General features: G+C 75.2%; 14 protein-coding genes. 6 read left to right on the top strand and 8 right to left on the bottom strand.

The window, feature by feature from the left end:
* Positions 1–921 carry a sulfotransferase family protein gene (locus ACI79T_RS10890; RefSeq protein WP_456610078.1) on the top strand — a complete coding sequence of 307 codons (921 nt, stop codon included), beginning with the start codon at positions 1–3 and terminating at the stop codon, positions 919–921.
* Positions 885–2,168 (top strand): glycosyltransferase, encoded by a 1,284-nt coding sequence (locus ACI79T_RS10885; RefSeq protein WP_456610077.1) that lies wholly within the window; start codon positions 885–887, stop codon positions 2,166–2,168. The genes ACI79T_RS10890 and ACI79T_RS10885 overlap by 37 nt, the downstream gene beginning before the upstream one ends.
* Here the strand turns inward: ACI79T_RS10885 and ACI79T_RS10880 are convergent.
* From ACI79T_RS10880 to ACI79T_RS10865, 4 genes are read right to left on the bottom strand one after another with little or no spacing between them, the layout of a single operon-like run.
* Positions 2,098–3,348, bottom strand: coding sequence for a glycosyltransferase family 4 protein (locus ACI79T_RS10880; RefSeq protein WP_456610076.1), 1,251 nt, complete (start codon positions 3,346–3,348; stop codon positions 2,098–2,100). The two genes, ACI79T_RS10885 and ACI79T_RS10880, sit on opposite strands and share 71 nt — an antisense overlap.
* Positions 3,309–4,235 carry a sulfotransferase family protein gene (locus tag ACI79T_RS10875; protein ID WP_456610075.1) on the bottom strand — a complete coding sequence of 309 codons (927 nt, stop codon included), beginning with the start codon at positions 4,233–4,235 and terminating at the stop codon, positions 3,309–3,311. Before ACI79T_RS10875 ends, ACI79T_RS10880 begins: the two co-directional genes overlap by 40 nt.
* A 3-nt stretch (positions 4,236–4,238) precedes the next feature.
* The gene (locus ACI79T_RS10870) at positions 4,239–5,636 is read right to left on the bottom strand and encodes a lipopolysaccharide biosynthesis protein (protein WP_456610074.1); all 1,398 of its coding nucleotides are present in this window, start codon (positions 5,634–5,636) and stop codon (positions 4,239–4,241) included.
* Positions 5,633–7,042: a hypothetical protein gene (locus ACI79T_RS10865; RefSeq protein ID WP_456610073.1), complete on the bottom strand. Its 1,410-nt coding sequence runs from the start codon at positions 7,040–7,042 to the stop codon at positions 5,633–5,635. Before ACI79T_RS10865 ends, ACI79T_RS10870 begins: the two co-directional genes overlap by 4 nt.
* Before the next feature lie 154 nt (positions 7,043–7,196).
* Here ACI79T_RS10865 and ACI79T_RS10860 point away from each other — a divergent pair, with 154 nt between their 5' ends.
* Together ACI79T_RS10860 and ACI79T_RS10855 are read left to right on the top strand one after the other, a co-directional pair.
* The gene (locus ACI79T_RS10860) at positions 7,197–8,075 is read left to right on the top strand and encodes a sulfotransferase domain-containing protein (protein WP_456610072.1); all 879 of its coding nucleotides are present in this window, start codon (positions 7,197–7,199) and stop codon (positions 8,073–8,075) included.
* A 48-nt stretch (positions 8,076–8,123) separates the two neighbouring features.
* Entirely contained in the window at positions 8,124–9,041 is a 918-nt protein-coding gene (locus ACI79T_RS10855) for a hypothetical protein (RefSeq protein WP_456610071.1), read from the top strand.
* A gap of 21 nt (positions 9,042–9,062) precedes the next feature.
* Here the strand turns inward: ACI79T_RS10855 and ACI79T_RS10850 are convergent, their stop codons facing one another.
* Both ACI79T_RS10850 and ACI79T_RS10845 read right to left on the bottom strand, forming a co-directional pair.
* Positions 9,063–10,016: a UDP-glucuronic acid decarboxylase family protein gene (locus ACI79T_RS10850; RefSeq protein WP_456610070.1), complete on the bottom strand. Its 954-nt coding sequence runs from the start codon at positions 10,014–10,016 to the stop codon at positions 9,063–9,065.
* Between the two features lie 130 nt (positions 10,017–10,146).
* Positions 10,147–11,862, bottom strand: coding sequence for a peroxidase family protein (locus ACI79T_RS10845; protein ID WP_456610179.1), 1,716 nt, complete (start codon positions 11,860–11,862; stop codon positions 10,147–10,149).
* 239 nt (positions 11,863–12,101) lie between these two features.
* Here ACI79T_RS10845 and ACI79T_RS10840 point away from each other — a divergent pair, with 239 nt between their 5' ends.
* Positions 12,102–12,410, top strand: a complete 309-nt coding sequence (locus ACI79T_RS10840) for a GNAT family N-acetyltransferase (RefSeq protein ID WP_456610069.1) — start codon at positions 12,102–12,104, stop codon at positions 12,408–12,410.
* A gap of 15 nt (positions 12,411–12,425) precedes the next feature.
* Here the strand turns inward: ACI79T_RS10840 and ACI79T_RS10835 are convergent, their stop codons facing one another.
* Entirely contained in the window at positions 12,426–13,418 is a 993-nt protein-coding gene (locus ACI79T_RS10835) for a YihY/virulence factor BrkB family protein (RefSeq protein WP_456610068.1), read from the bottom strand.
* A 207-nt stretch (positions 13,419–13,625) separates the two neighbouring features.
* Here ACI79T_RS10835 and ACI79T_RS10830 point away from each other — a divergent pair, with 207 nt between their 5' ends.
* A complete protein-coding gene (locus ACI79T_RS10830) occupies positions 13,626–14,300 on the top strand; it encodes a response regulator (protein WP_456610067.1) in 675 nt (224 codons plus the stop codon).
* Positions 14,301–14,315: 15 nt separating this feature from the next.
* Here ACI79T_RS10830 and ACI79T_RS10825 read toward each other — a convergent pair whose 3' ends face one another.
* Complete coding sequence (locus tag ACI79T_RS10825) at positions 14,316–15,977, bottom strand: GAF domain-containing protein (RefSeq protein ID WP_456610066.1); 1,662 nt, start codon at positions 15,975–15,977, stop codon at positions 14,316–14,318.
* Between the last annotated feature and the right edge of the window lie 293 nt (positions 15,978–16,270).

Genomic DNA, 16,270 nt, shown 5'->3' with positions numbered 1-16,270 from the left:
ATGGCGGCCCCGGACTTCCTGGTCATCGGGGCAGCGCGGAGCGGGACGACCGCGCTGACCTCCTTCCTCGGCGAGCACCCGGACGTCTTCGTCTCCCGGCCGAAGGAGCCGCACTTCCTCGCCTTCCCGGAGGGCCCCCCGCGCTTCACCGGCCTGGGCGACGACGACCTGGTCAACCGGTTCGCGGCGCCCGGCGAGCAGGCCTGGCGGCGACTGTTCGAGGGCCGGCCCGAGGCGCGCCGCGGCGAGGGGTCGGTGACCACGCTGGCCTACCCGGGGGCCTCGATCCCCGCCGTCGAGCGGTACTGCGCGCCCGGCTGCCGGCTGGTGGTCTGCCTGCGGGACCCGGTGGACCGGGCGTTCTCCAGCTGGCTCTACCTGCGGTCGCGCGGCTACGACGCCGGGACGTTCGAGGAGTGCCTGGCCGCCGAGGAGGAGCGCACCCGGGCCGGGTGGAGCCACATGTGGCAGCTGGCCCGCCTCAGCCGGTACGCCGAGCAGCTCGCGCCGTTCGGAGCCGCGTTCGGCGACCGCCTGCTCGTGGTCGTCCAGGAGGAGTTCGCCGCGGACCCGGGCGGGCAGCTGCGGCGGGTGCTGGAGTTCCTGGAGGTGGACCCGGACGTCGACATCGACCCGACGCGCCGGGTGAACACGGCGGGGCTGCCGCGCAGCCGGGCGGTCACCTCCGCCCTGAACACGCTCCGACGCTCCCCGCGCCTGCGCCGGCTGGTCACCGCGGCCGTGCCGCCACGGCATCGGGAGCGGGTCCGCTCGGCGAACCTGGGGCCGACCACGATCGACCCCGCGACGCGGGCCAGGCTGGCCGCCGCCTTCGCCGACGACGTCACGCACCTGCAGGACCTGCTCGGCCGCCGGCTGACGACGTGGCCGACCGCCGCGCGGGCGCGGGGGACGGCGTGAGCGACCGGATCAAGGTGCTGCAGCTGACCGGCATCACCGTCGGCGGCTCGGCGGAGCACCTCCTGCAGCTGGCCACCCGGCTGCCTCCGGACCGGTTCGAGACGACGATCGCGTTCTCCGGCGGCGGTCCGCTGGACGACCGGATCCGCGGCTGCGGGCTGCCCGTGCTGGACTACGCCCCCTCGCACGGCAGCGGGCACTTCAAGCAGGCGACGCCGGACGGCCCGGCCGAGCTGCTGCGCCAGTTCCTGCGGCTCCGCGCCGACATCCGCCGCTCCCGCTACGACGTCGTCCACACCCACACCTCGGTGGCCGGGGCGATGGGCCGCGTGGCGGCCTGGTCCGCGGGCACGCCGGTCCGGGTGCACATGCTGCACGCCTACGCCGGGCACGCCGGCGTGCCGCAGCCGAAGCGCTCGCTGTACCGGCTGGTCGAGCGGGTGCTCGGCCTGTGCACCACGCACTACGTCGCCGGCTCGCGGTTCATCCGCGACGTCGGCGTCCGGTCCCGCCTGTTCCGGGCCCGGGACTGCACGGTCATCCCGTACTCCACCCGGATGACCGTGGGCGACGCCACCGCGGCCGACCGCGCCCGTCTGCGGGCGGGACTCGGGCTGCCGCCGGACGCGCCGATGATCGCCCTGGTGGGCCGGATCGAGGACCAGAAGGGGGTGGACCTGCTGGTGCGGGCGGTCCCCGCGGTGCTCGCCGAGGTGCCGCGGGCCCACGTCGTCGTCGTCGGTGACGGCACCCGGCGCGGAGAGACCGAGGCGCTGGCCGGCGAGCTGGGGGTCGCCGGCCACGTGCACTTCAGCGGATGGCGGGACGACCTCGCCGACGTGATGCGCGCGATCGACGTGCTCGCCCTGCCGTCGCGCTGGGAGGCGTTCGGCATCGTCAACCTGGAGGCGATGTCGGCGGCGAAGCCGGTGGTCGGCTTCGCCGTCGAGGGCATCCCGGAGGTCGTCGTCGCCGGGGAGACCGGGCTGCTGTCACCGCCGGGCGCCGTGGACGCGCTGGCGCGCGACCTGGTCCGCGTGCTGACCGATCCGGAGCTGGCCGCCCGGCTCGGCGCCGCGGGGCGCCGGCGGTTCGTCGAGCAGTTCACGCCGGAGCGGATGGTGCAGGCGCACGTCGAGCTCTACGAGCGGCTGGTGGCCCGGCGACGCGACCGGCTCACCCCGGTCCGCCGTGTCCTGGACCGGCTCCGCCGTCCGGGGGGAGCACGCCGCGCACCAGCCGGCTGAACGTGCGGCCGAGGTCCTCGACCCGGTAGTGGGCGCGGATCAGGGCGGCGCCGGCGGCGCCCATGGCCGCGCGCTCGCCCGGGAGCATCGTCGCCAGCTCGGCGATCCGCGCCCGTACCGACGCCGCGTCCCCGGTCCGGGCCAGCAGCCCGTCCCGGCCCGCCGCGAAGACCGGCGGCTGCCCGGAGCAGTCGGTGAAGATCGTCGGGCAGCCGGCCGCCATCGCCTCCATCACCGCGAGCGGCAGGGCCGGGCCCTCCCAGCGGGCGGTGTGCACGTACCCGTCGGCCGCGGCGAGCAGCCGGGCGACGTCGTCCCGCCAGCCCAGGAAGGTGACGGTGCGCGCGAGGCCGAGCTCGCGCACCTGCCGGTGCAGGGACCCCGCGTAGTCCTGCGTCCGCCGGGCGGCGACGGAGTCCCCGGCCGAGCCCACGAGGGCGACGCGGACCGGCGCGGAGAGGCCGTCGAGCGCCGTCAGCAGGACGTCCTGGCCCTTCTGCGGGTCGAGCCGGCCCACGTTGAGCAGCAGCAGGTCGTCCGCGCCGGCCCCCATCTCCGCCCGGACCCCGGTCCGCTCCGCAGCGCTCAGCTGCGCCGGGGGAGCGATGGCGATGCCGTTGGGGAGAACGACGGTCCGCCCGGCCGGCACGCCGAAGCCGGTCATCTCGTCCTGCACCACGGCCGAGGTGCACACCGCCAGCGTGGTGCAGCGGGCGACGACGGCCCGGTAGCTGCGCCGCTTGACGGCGGCCAGCGGTCGCGGTCCCCAGAAGTGGTGCTGGTTCTGCACCATGAGCACCCCGGGCACCCCGGCGCGGGCCGCGGCGAGCAGCGCCGGGGCACGGTCGCGCTGGTTCACCCCGATGACGCAGCGCCCGCGCTCGCGGCGCACCCGGTCGGCCAGGGCGGGGACCAGGCGGGGATCCCAGGGCCGACCGAGCCGTTCCTCCAGCACGGTCCCGACGCCGAGGGCGGCCAGGTCGGGCAGGACGCTCGGGCCCGTGCGGGGGACCGTGCCGTGCACGAGGGTCAGGTCGAAGCCGTCGGCGCGCAGCGCCCGCGCGAACTCCAGCGCCATCCTGGCCGCGCCCGTGCGGTCGGGCAGTCGCAGGGTCATGACCAGCCGGCCGGCGGAGCCGGTCACCGGGCGCCGCCCGCGGGCCGGTCCGGCGACCGCCACGCGGCCACGTCCAGCCCGGTGACCTGCTCCAGCAGGTCGAGGTCGGGGGCGAAGCGGGCCACCAGCGCGCGCCGGGTCTCCGGGCGGTAGCCGATCCGCACGATGTTGCCGGCGACGATCCGCCGCCGCAGCGCCCGGCGCAGCGCCGTCGGGACGACGGGGGAGAGCAGCTTCTTCAGCGGGTGGTGCGTGCTGACCACCCGGCCGAGGAACCGGCTGCGCGGCTCGCCGGAGCGGTGCGGGTCGGGGGAGACGGTGCGGGGGACCGGCGGCACCCCGAGGTGGGCGTACACCCGGGCGAGGACGGCGTCGGGGTCGGCGGTCAGGTCCTCGTGCCGCAGCACCAGCAGCTGGTCCCGCGGGAACACCTCCAGCACCCGGTGCAGCTGCTCGCCGTACCGGCTCATCGCCGTGTAGTGCCAGATGTGGTGCCACCCCGCGGCGATCCGGCGGTCCTCGTCCTGCAGCGCCTCCTCGAAGGTGGGGCACGGCTCCCACCCGCGGGTGCGCATGAAGCCGTAGGCCGACAGCGCCCGGTCCACCGGGTCGCGCAGGACGCACACCAGCCGCGCGTCGGGCGCCATCTCCCGGACACGGGTCACGGCCTCGGGGAAGTACATGGTCGAGACCGATGCCTCGCCGCGGAGCTGGCCGGGCCGGGCGTCCCGGTACAACCGGAGGTAGGCGTCCCGGTCGGGCACCGCGAGCCGGTTGATGGTCTGCCGGTCACCGGGCCCGGTGAACGCCGGCGTCGTCCCGGCCACCGCGAAGTGGTGCGGCTCCTTGGGCTCGGTGAGGAACAGCCCGGGGTGCTCGGCCAGGTACTGGTACAGCGCCGTCGTGCCGGATCGCGCGGCGCCGATGACGAGGAACTGCGGTCCGGGCATGCCTCATCTCCTGGTCGGGAGCGCGGTCGTGCGGATGCCGAGCGACCGGGAGGCCGCCCGGGCGAGGTGCAGATTGCGCGCGGCCATGGCCACCGCGGCGGCCGCGGCCACCCCGGTGCCGCCCCAGGCCGAGCCCCACCACACCGCCAGGCCGGCGAAGGCCAGGGCCGCGGCCAGGGCGCTGAGGGCGACGGTGCGCTGCCGGCCGGCGTGGGACAGCAGGACCGAGCACGGCCCGGTCCAGGCGTTGACCAGGACGCCGGCGCTCATCACCAGCGCCGGGACCAGGGCGGCCGCGTACGGCGCCCCGAACAGGGCCGGCAGCAGCGCGGGGCCGGTCGCCGCGAGCAGCACGACCGCCGCCGCGGTGGCGGCGGTCGACCAGACCGCGAACCGCCGGACGGGCTCCTGCAGCGCCGGCAGCCGGCCGGCGCCCGAGGCCGCGGCGATCCGCGGGGCGAGGGCCCGCATGCCGATGGCGGTCGGGACCGCGATCAGGACGGCGATCCGCACCGCCACCGCGAAGACCGCCACCTCCTCCACCGGCGCGACCACGGCGAGCAGCCAGACACCGGACTGCGGCAGGGTCACCGACGCCAGGGTGGCGAGGGCGAACGCGCGGCCCGAGCGCAGCAACCGCCACGGCGACCCGCCCCCGTCCGGGCTCTGCGCCGCCCCGGCGGGCGCCGCCTCGGCCGGTCCGTCGTCGGGCACCCGGCCGGCCGCGTGCCGGCCGACGGCGTCCCCACCGGTGTCGCGGACCAGGAGCAGCAGGGCGGCGACGACGACCACCGTCTCGACCGCGACCGTCCACGCCACCGCGGTCCGCGCCGACAGGGTGGTGGCGGCACCGGCCGCCCCGAGCAGGAGCACCGCGACGAGGACCACCCGGCGGACGTGCTCGCCGAACACCAGGGCCGCCCCGAACCGGGACCGGGCCCGCAGCACGTTGACCAGCACCGGGCCCAGGGCCGCCGCCGGCAGCCAGAGCGCCACCAGCAGCACCAGCGGCCGGTACGCCGCGGTCGGGGTGCCGGCCGCGGCGGTCGCCGGCCCGATCACCCACTGCCACAGCGCGGCGGTGCCCAGGACGCCGACGACCTGCGCCAGCACCAGCCGGCGCAGCAGGACCGCGTGCGTGCGTCGCGCGCGCTGGGCGACGGCGATGGTGGCCACCTGGGTCAGCCCGAACTGGGCGAGAACCGCCAGGAAGGTCAGCCAGCTCAGCGCCCAGGACAGCGCACCGAACTCGTCCGCCGGCAGGACGCGCGCCCCGACCACCGCGACGAGCAGGGCGCTGACGACGGCGGCCAGCTGGCCGACCGCGACCAGCACCGTGTCCCGGCGGAGGGCACGGCGCTCGACGGCGTGCCCTCGGTCGTCGGTGAGCGGGGAGGTCACCGGGTGGACCCCGTCGGCTCGGCGGCGACGCCGCGGTCCCCGGTCGGCCGCGATCGCGCCGGGGAGGTCTCCCCGCCCTGGCGCGCCCGCCGGACGAACAGGTCGACCAGCACCGTGAACACGAGGAGCGGCAACCCGATGGCCACCCACTTCGGTGCCGACGTCGCCCACACGCCCCCGGGGAACACCCGGATCATGAAGACCAGACTGAAGCCCCAGACGAGCGGATCGTGCAGGAACCGGCGGAACGCGAACTGACCGGCCCGGGCGACCAGGCCGCTGAGCAGCCCGCCGAGGACCACGCCCGGGTGGCCGAGGTTGACGTACCAGTCGCCCACCGGGGTGGCCGGGAAGCCGTTGTTGCGGTCGACGTAGGTCCGGGCCAGCTGCACCGCGGGGGAGACGAAGGGCTCCTGCGGACCGACCAGCACCGACGGCGCGGCGGCGACCGACCCGGCCAGGAAGTCGGCGCCACCGGCGAAGTCGAACCGGTCGGGCCAGTCGTCGAGGTAGAGCAGCAGCGCGTCGTAGAAGGTGTTGTTCGTGGCGACCGCGACCTGGCGGACGGCGCCCTGCCCCTCGATCGTGGGCGCCAGGTCTCCCCACAGCACGGTGTCGCGGGCGGCGCGCAGCGTGAAGGCGACCGCCAGCGCGAGCACCGGCACCAGCAGGAAGCGGAGTCGCCAGCGCGGATCGCGCAGCCACTGCCCGTCCGGGCGGCGGCCGGCGTGGCGCCCGGCCCGGCCGAAGATCAGCCCGCCGGCGAGGAGGGCGAGGACGGAGAGCACCGGCACGTCGCGGGCCCCCCACGTCCAGCTGAGGTAGCCGTTGACCGCGACCAGCCCGAGGACGAGCAGCCGCTGCGGCGCGGCCCGGCGCACCGAGAAGAAGGCGGCGACACCGAGCAACGCGGCCAGCAGGGGGAAGGTGCGCAGCGCCCGGCTGTCGGCGATGTCGCGGTCGACCTTCGACGCCTGCAGCAGACCGGCGGGACCGCCGTACCGCGTCCACAGCGCGACGGTCACGACCGCCGCGGCAGCGGTCAGGACGACGGCGAGGACCACCAGCGTCCGCGCCGAGAGGGGGCCGCGGGGCTGCGGGAACACCACCGACACGGGGCGGACGAGCGGGCCCGTCAGACGGGCGCCGGCCCACAGCGCCAGCAGGAACAGCACCACCACCGCCTGGCCGCGGAGCAGGAGGAGCTCGGTGTCGCGCTCGGCGAAGAGCAGCGTGGGGAACGGGCCGTCCAGGCCCAGGGCCAGCACCAGGGGGCGCCACAGCAGCTGCAGCGCCAGGTAGTAGAGCACCAGCGCCATCGCGTCCAGCGGATGGGAGACGAGGCTGCGGTAGACCAGCGCCCACACGACGACGGACGCGGCCACGGCGAGCAGCGGCAGGATCACGACCGCGTTCCCGCGTCCAGCGAGGGGCCCACCGCGTCCTCCGACCGCCGCCGTCCCTCGACGGCGGATGGTCGGCGAGGCTAACGCAGCCGGACGCGTTCCGGGACGCCTCGGCGTCTCCCCGTACCGGCCCCCGGCACCTACCATCCGGCGGATGCGTCCGGGCCCGAGGCTGATGATCGTCGGTGCGCCCAAGAGCGGGTCCACCGCCCTGTTCCACTACCTGGCCGGCCATCCCGACGTGCGCAGCCACGTGCACCGGGAGATGCCGTTCTTCGGCCGGGACGACGAGTTCGCGCGCGGGTGGGCGCACGCCGTCGCGAAGTACTTCCCGCCCGGAGCCGGGGAGGCGCCGCTGATCGCCAAGCACACGATGGCGATGTACGACCCGCGGGCGGTGCGCCGCATCGTCGACACCACGCCCGCGGTCGTGGTCGCCGTCCTGCGCGACCCGGTGCCGCGCGCGTACTCGCACTTCCACTACGCGCGGCTGCGCGGCTGGGAGGAGGCGGCCACCTTCGAGGAGGGGCTGGCGCGGGAGGCGCACCGGGCGGTCAGCGCACCGCCCCGGGCCCGGGACCTGCAGTACGCCGGGAACGGGATGTACGCCCCGCACGTGCGGGCGCTGAGGGAGCTCGTGCCGCCCGAGCGGCTGCGCATCCACCTCTCCGACGACCTGCGCGACGGCGCCGCCCGGATCTGCGCCGAGCTGGCCGACCTGGCCGGGCTGGCTCCCTACGAGCCGGACGTGGCGACGGGGCACAACGAGGGGCGGTCCGCCCGGTCGGCGCGCTTCGCCCGGGCGTTCCTCGCCGCCCAGCGGCCCGGGAGCCCCGCCCGCCGGCTGCTCGCCCGGGTCCCGAGCCGGACGCTGTACCGCATCCGTCACCTGGTCAACCGGTTGAACGAGGGGCCGGCGTCCTACCCGCCCATGCATCCGGAGACCGCTGCCCGGTTGCGCGCACGCTTCGCCGGACCGAACGATGCCCTCGCGCGCGAGCTCGGACGGTCGCTGGGCGCCTGGGGACCATGACGCGCGGAAGACCCCGGAACCGCGGCTCGTGCCGGTACGTTCTCCGCCGTGCTCGAGACCGCACCGGACGGAACGGTGCCCGCAGCCACGGATCGCGCCGGCGGCGTCCACCGGGAGGACACCGTCCGGCCCGGAGCAGCGGAGCACCTCGCCGCGCTCCGGCGCCACTGGTTGCTCGCGCTCGCCACCTTCCTGGTCGTGCTGGTGCTGGCCCTCGCCTCCCTGTTCGTCGTCGGCCCGGTGTACCGGGCGGAGGCGGAGGTGCTGGTGCGGACGGAGGACAGCCGCCAGCTCTTCCCGCGGACCGGCGGCACCTCGGCGGGTGCCCTGGTCCGCTCACCGGCAGCCGAGCTCGTCTACGTGGGCAGCGACGTCTTCCAGGAGCGGGTCGTCGAGGTCGCCGGGGACGAGGCCGAGGTCGAGGTGCGCGGCGCCGCCGACTCGAGCGCGCTGCTCTTCGTCGCCGAGGCGGGGAGCGCCGAGGGGGCCCGGGACGCGGCGCAGACCTGGGCCGAGACCTACGTGGCGGTCCGGCACGCGAGCGACGTCGCGGAGACCGCGGCGCTGCGGGACCTGCTGATCGCCGACCGGGACGCGCTGCGGGCGCGGCAGCAGGAGATCCTCCAGCCGGTCGCCGCGCTGGACGAGGCGGTGGCCGTGGAGACCGACCCGGTCGAGCTCTCCCGGCTGCTCAACCAGCGGCTGGCCATCCAGCGGACGCTCAGCTCGGAGCTGGACCCGGTGGAGACGGAGCTGCGCCGGTTGAACACCCAGATCGCCGGCCTGGACGTCGACCTGCGCGTGCTGGAGGACGCCCAGGCGCTGGCGTACGTCAGCAGCGCGGCCGAGCTGCCCGACGAGCGGGTGGACGGATCGCTGCGGCGGAACCTGCTGGTCGGCGTCGTCGCCGGCCTGGTCCTCGCCGGCGGCGCGGTCGCCGCGGCGCAGGCGCGGGGCCGCCGCTGAGCGAGGGACGGCCCGCCTCCCTCAGCGGGCGGTGCGCACCACGTCCGGGTGGGTGGAGAACCAGTCGATGGTGCGCTTGAGGCCCTCGTCGAGCGAGACCTGTGGTTCCCAGCCCAGCGTCCGGCGGGCGAGGCCGATGTCGGGCTGGCGGACCGTCGGGTCGTCCTCGGGCCGGGGGACGAACTCGATCGTCGAGGCGGAGCCGGTCAGCTCCCGGATCCGCCGGGCCAGGTCGATGACCGGGAACTCGTGCGGGTTGCCGATGTTCATCGGTCCCGGCTCCGGGGACAGCAGGAACCGGACGAGCCCCTCCACGAGGTCGCTGACGTAGCAGACCGACCGGGTCTGGCTGCCGTCCCCGGCCACGGTGATCGGCTCGTCGGCCAGGGCCTGCCGGATGAACGTCGGGATGGCCCGGCCGTCGCGCGGCCGCATGCGGGGGCCGTAGGTGTTGAAGATCCGCACGATCGCGGTGTCCACCCCGTGGGTGCGCCGGTAGGCCGACGTCAGCGCCTCCGCGAACCGCTTCGCCTCGTCGTACACCCCGCGCGGGCCGACCGGGTTCACGTTGCCCCAGTAGGTCTCCGGCTGCGGGTGGACGAGCGGGTCGCCGTAGGTCTCGGACGTGGAGGCGAGCAGGAAGCGGGCGTTCTTCTCCTTGGCCAGCCCGAGCGAGTGCAGGGTGCCGATCGAGCCGACCTTCATCGTGTGGATGGGCAGCTCGGCGTAGTCGATCGGGGACGCGGGGGAGGCGAAGTGCAGGACGTGGTCGACCGGCCCCGGCACGTGCACGTAGTCGGTGACGTCGGCCCGCACCAGCCGGAAGCCCGGGTGCTCCAGCAGGTGCGCCACGTTGGCCGGCGACCCGGTCAGGAAGTTGTCCAGGCACAGCACCTCGACGTCGCGGTCGAGCAGCGCTTCGCACAGGTGCGACCCGAGGAAGCCGGCCCCGCCGGTCACGACAGCACGAGACATCGGGAGTCCTCTCCGACTGCAGCAGATGATCCGTGGGCGGGCACCGTAGCCCGTCCGGCCGCCTCCTGGGCCACCTGATGCGGCCGACGGTGATCACGGCGGGAAGGCCCGCCTCGAGCGACGCCGGACCTCACGGGGTGAGGAGGTTGTCCGAGCCGACCGGGGAGGTCGCCTCCGGGTTGATCTCCTCCTCGGGCTCCAGCGGGAGGGGGCCGGTCTCCTCGACCTCGTCCTCGGGCTGGACGATCCGCGAGCGGGGGTCGAGCGCGTCGGCGAGCAGGATCAGGTCGCCGATGGTCTTCTTCTCCTGCCACTGGAACGCGGGCTTGAGGTTGAAGTAGGACTCGGGGTCCAGCGCCATGATGCCGAGGATGGTCTCGGCGACGATCCGGCCGCCGACCGGGCCGAGCTTGCGGCCCCTGGCGACCAGCTCGGCCTCCTTGAGCACGTAGTACCAGAGCGGCGCCTTGCCGCCCCAGCCCGGCTGCTTGAGCCCCAGCTCCGCGTTCGTCAGCGGGGTGATCCCCATGGCGGTGGCGACGTCCTGCCCGCACGGCAGCCCCAGCCGCTTGCCGCGCAGCAGGTTGCGCTCGGCGAGGGCGACGATCGCCTTGGCGGTGGGGGCGACCACGGTGGAGGGCAGCGTGAACAGCGGCAGGGACAGCTGGGTGTCGATCAGCCGGGCCATGTTGCGGTCGTCCGGCGGCTCGAGGCCGGGGATGTCGAAGAAGTAGTTCCAGTCGCACCACAGGTCGTGCGGGATCGGCCGGTTGCCGCGGAGGTCCTCGAAGCCGTCCGCGCCGAAGATCGGCACCGTGTGGCCGTCCTGCATCTCGTACTCGGCGCGGATCATGCTGTGGCCGAAGCGGTACGCGGCCCCCGAGTACTCGATCGGCATGTACGGGTTGCCGGGGTGCTCGGGCCGGTAGAAGGTGCCGGTGAACGTGATGGTGCCGTCGCGCTTGATCAGGCTGCTGACGACGTCCCGGCCGACGATGCGCGGCAGGTAGTCGTTGACGATCAGCCACTGGTAGTGCCAGCGGGTCTGCCGGCGGGCCTGGGCGTAGGTCATGCCCTGGTCCATGAAGCGGTTGTGCAGCCGGATGAAGACGGTGTGCAACTGGGCGACGACGAGGTTCTCGTCGTTCCGCGGGTCGCCGAGGTAGGCGGCGCCGACGTCGTCGCGCGGCAGGTCGACCAGGTCGTCGTGCGCCCAGACCCGCAGGTAGCCGTAGCGCTCCGGGTCGTACAGCTCGGGGCTGCCCTTGATGCCCTTGCCGTAGACGCTGCCCAGGTCGAACCACGGGGTGTCGTAGTTCCGCATGGCCATCGGGTCCTGCAACCGGTGGGTGAGCGGCGTCTTGTCCAGGGTCATGTCGTGGTCGACGAACTGGCCGAAGTAGATGTAGCCGGCCGGGAGGCCTGGGTTGTCGAAGGCGACGTCGCTGTCCCGCACGTCGGACAGCGGGGGCTTGCCGTCGTTCATGCTCGCCGCGAGCCACAGCAGCAGCCCGTCGGTCGGGGCGAACGGCGGCAGGTCCTTGAACATCAGCCCGAAGCGTGCCTCCAGCTTCCGGTCGATCCGAGCGGCGATCTCCGCGCCGCGCGGGTCGCCGACGGCGTGCGCGGCGGTCTCGGCGGGCGCATCGGGGACCGGTGGGGGCGCGGCCGGGTCGGTCTCCGGCAGCACCTCGGCGCGCGCCGTGCCGGCGAGCCCGCCGACGACGGGCACGGCCGCCATGGCGAGCGCTCCGGCGAGAAAGCCGCGCCGGGCCATGCCGCGCGCCGTGCCCGCCCCGCTGAACGGGCAGCCGCCCGCGGCCCGGGAGTCCAGCTCCACCCTCATCGCCTCCACGCGTGATCCGGGCCCGGCGGCCCGTGACAGGTGGAGCGTCGCGACACCGGAGGCGCCGCGGCAGACGCGTCCGTGGGGTCGGCGGACCCCTAGATCTGGGGAGGAGAGCATCCCGCCCGGCGGGCCTGGTCATCGAGGCCCGCAGCAGGTGTACTCACGGCAGAGCTCCGTCGTGCGCACGTGGACGAGCCGGCGAGGCGAGCTCGGCGAGGAGAGGAGATCCCGTGCAGGTGACGGTCACGGACGCTGCTGCGCAGCACCGCTACGAGGGACGCGTCGACGGGCAGCTGGCCGCGATCGCGGAGTACATCCGGACGCCGGAGCTGGTCGTCCTCACCCACACCGAGGTGCTGGCCGGGCACGAGGGCCGCGGCATCGCGTCGGAACTGGTCCGCCAGGCGCTGGACGACATCCGACGCCAGGAGCTGAAGGTGCTGCCGCTGTGCCCCTTCGTCGCCAGCTGGATGGCGCGGCACCCGGAGGGCTACGGCGACCTGGAGTACCGCTCCCGCACCACGCTCACGTCCCCGACGGCCTGAGCGCCGGCCCTCGGTTCAGCGGTCGCCCGGGTACGGCGGGGCGCTGTCGGCCACGACCGCACCGCGCTCGCCGAGCGGCCGGTCCGGGCCCACCGTGGAGTCGCGGGTGGTCTGGCGTTCGGTCTCCGCGTTGATCGCCGCACCTACGATGATCAGGAAGACCGTCGCCCAGAGCCACAGCATGCTGATCGCCACCCCGGCGAGGGACCCGTACGTCGTCCGGTAGCTGCCCAGCTGCTCGACGTAGGCGAAGAGCCCGATGGTGGCCGCCAGCCAGAGCAGCGTCGCGATGGCCGAGCCGGCGGAGATCCACCGCAGCCGGGCTCCCTTCCGGTCGGGGGCGAACCGGTACAGGGCGGCGAGCACCACGGCCATGAGGACCGCGAGCGCACCCCAGGTGAGCACCGGTGCGCCGGCCTGCACCGGGTCGGGTGCTCCGGCCAGCCACCGCGAGGCGGTGCCCGACCCGGCGATGACGGCGCCGAGGAGGACGGCGCCGGCGAGCACGAGCAGGAGGGCGAGGCCGGCGCGGCGCAGGAAGCCGCGGGTCTCGGTCTCGTGGTAGGCGAGCGTCAGCCCGTCGACGAGGTAGGTCATGGCCGTCGTCGCGGTCCACAGCGCCACGAGGAGGCCGGTGAGCCCCCGCCAGGTGAGCACCTGCCCTGAGGCGGTCGTGATCGTGGTGAGCTGGTCGGCCACCATCGGCTCAAGCTCGCTGGGCAGCATCTCGGTCACGTCCGAGAGCTGCGCGAGCGCCTGCTCCGGGGTGTTGACCGCGCCGTAGACCGAGATCGCCGCCACCAGCACCGGGGCGATCGACAGGAGCGCGAAGAACGCGACGCCGGCGCTCTGCACCATGAGCCGGTCGCTCAGCACGTGCCGCACGACCCGCCGGAGGACCGAGCGCCAGGAGCGGGCGGACAGGCCGCCGGGGGAGCGCGCGTCGTACGACGGGGCACCGCGCCCAGCCGTGGCCGCGGCACGCGCACCCCCGCCGCCCGAGGTCATGGCTCATCACACCCGCGGTCCGCGCCGACCGCAACACCGCACCGCGCCGCCCCTCCGCCCGGGGAGCGGCGGCCGGGTGGTCGTGCCAGGTCGGGACCTTCGGCCCTCCGCCGTCCGGTTTCCTAGCGTGGCCGGGACGGGGGCGCCACGGGGTGCCTCCGGACTGCCGCGCCCGGGAGCGGGCGGACACCTTTGCAGGATGGACCCGTGAGCACCGAACAGCCGAGCACCATCAGGGTCTTCCTGCTCGACGACCACGAGGTCGTCCGCCGGGGCGTCGCCGACGTCCTGGAGAGCTCCGGTGAGGTCACCGTGGTCGGGGAGGCCAAGAACGCCGCGGAGGCGCTGGTCCGGGTGCCGGCCCTGCAGCCCGGCGTCGCCGTGCTCGACGTGCGGCTGCCCGACGGCGACGGGGTCACCGTCTGCCGGGAGCTGCGGTCCCGCCTGCCCGACCTCAAGGCCATCATGCTGACCAGCTACAGCGACGACGAGGCGCTGTTCGAGGCGATCATGGCCGGGGCGTCGGGCTACCTGCTCAAGCAGATCCTCGGCCAGGACCTGGTGAGCGCCGTGCGCACCGTCGCACAGGGGGGTTCACTCCTCGACCCGACCGCGACCACGGCGGTCCTGGAGCGCATGCGCCGCTCCGCCGAGCCGGCGGGCCCGCTGGCGAAGCTCAGCGACCAGGAGCGCACGGTGCTCGAGCTGATCGGGGAGGGGCTGACCAACCGGCAGATCGGGGAGCGCATGTTCCTCGCCGAGAAGACGGTGAAGAACTACGTGTCGCACCTGCTCGCGAAGCTCGGCCTCGAGCGCCGCACCCAGGCCGCCGTGCTGGCGGCGGAGCTGCGCGGTACGGCGTCGGGCGGCCGTTCCCGCTGACCGTGGCGGTCCCGCTCAGCGCAGCGGGACGCTCCAGCGGACCCGGGTGCCGCCGTCGGGCAGCGGCGCGACCCGGATCTCCCCGCCGCGCCGCCGGGCACGGTCCTCCAGGTTGCGCAGACCGCTGCGGGCCGCCCCCTCGTCGATCCCGCACCCGTCGTCGACGACCTCGACGACGACGTCGTCCGCGACGTCCAGGGTCACGGTGACGTGCCGGGCGGCCGCGTGCCGGGCGACGTTGCTGACCGCCTCCCGCACCACGGCGAGGACGTCCGCGGCGAGCGCGCCGGAGACCAGGCTGTCCACGGCACCCGACGTGCGCACGGTCGGCCGCACCGCGTCACCCGCCGCCTCGGTCACGACGTCGAGCAGCTGCCGGCGCAGGCTCGAGCTGCTGCCGGCGGCGTCGGTCGAGTGGAGGTCGAAGATCGTCGTGCGGATGTCCCGGACGGTGCCGTCCAGCTGCTCGATGACGCCGTGGATCCGCCGTCGTCCCTCCGGGTCGCCGACCCGGGGGAGGACCGCCTGCAGCGCCAGGCCGGCGGCGAAGACCCGCTGGATGACCAGGTCGTGCAGGTCCCGGGCGATGCGGTCGCGGTCCTCGTAGACGTCGAGCCGGCGGGCCAGCCGCTGGCGGGCGGCCATGTCCAGGGCGACGACGACCTGGTCGGCGAACGCGCTCACCAGGGGGATCAGGGGCTCCGGGAAGGCCGGCTCCCCGGCACGGCGGGCGAGGACGACGACGGCCCGGCCGGCGTCCGCGCCGTGCAGGGGCACGCCCAGGCACGGGCCCCACGAGATCTGCGGATCCGGACCGGAGCGGTCGAGCGACGAGAGATCCATGGCGATCACGGAGCCGCCGTCCTCGACGGCCTGGAGCAGGGGGCTGTCCGCCGGCTCGAGCCGGGTCCCGGCGGGATCCGCCAGGTCCAGGACGCTGCGCCGGGCGAGGACCGTGTACCGGCCGTCCGCCGGGTCGGGCCCCGACAGCACCCAGGTGGCTTCAGCGCCGGTCAGGTCGGTGAGCCGCTCGGCCACGACCCCGAGCGCCTCGTCCGGGGACGTCGTGCCCAGCAGCGACTCCCGGATGTCGGACACCGCGGTGGCCCAGCGACGGCCGGTCTCCGCCTCCTCGAACAGCCGGGCGTTGTCGATCGCGATCCCGGCGGCGCCGGCGAGCGCGGTGAGGACGGCCTCGTCCTCGGCGGTGAACTCGCCGGAGGCCTTCTCCGTCATGTAGAGGTTGCCGAAGACCTCGCCGCGGACCAGCACGGGCACCCCGAGGAAGGTGCGCATCTGCGGGTGGTGCTCCGGGAGGCCGACCGACGAGGGGTGCTCCCGCAGGTCGGCGATGCGCAGCGGGTGCGGCTCGGTGATGAGCTGCCCCAGCACCCCCTTCCCCGCGGGCAGCGAGCCCATCCGGGCGGCCAGGTCGTCGTCGATGCCGACGTGCAGGAAGGCGGCGAGCCCGCCGTCCCGGCCGAGCACCCCGAGGGCCCCGTACCTGGCGTCGACGAGGCCGGTCGCGGCCTCCACGATCCGCCGCAGCGTGGCGTCGAGGTCCAGGCCGGTGGAGACGCTGAGGAACGCGTCGAGCAGGTGCTGCACCCGTGTCTGGGTGCGGGCGACCACCGCGAGCCGTTCCTGGACCTCGTCCAGCAGCTCGGTCAGCCGCATCCCCGAGAGGGCGGACGGGGATCCGGTGGCCGCCGGCTCCCCGGGTCGTGTGGAGGGTGTGCGGTCGCGCGCCCACGGCCGGTTCTCTGCCACGCCGGCCAGCCTGCCACCGGCCGGTGCGGGGTGGAGAGCGGCCCCGGGCCGCCCGGCGGCCGGATCGCCCGGAGCCGACCGGTCGTTCCGCTCCGCCGGGTGGCCGGCCTCTCGTCCGGACCGGTCAGGGCCGCACCGCGGGGGAGGACGACAGCGCCGTGGCGATCTCCTCTGACCAGGCGGAGACGGCCGGCCGGTCG

Source organism: Blastococcus sp. SYSU DS0619 (assembly GCF_054051035.1).
This window is presented reverse-complemented; position numbering and strand designations above follow the sequence as displayed.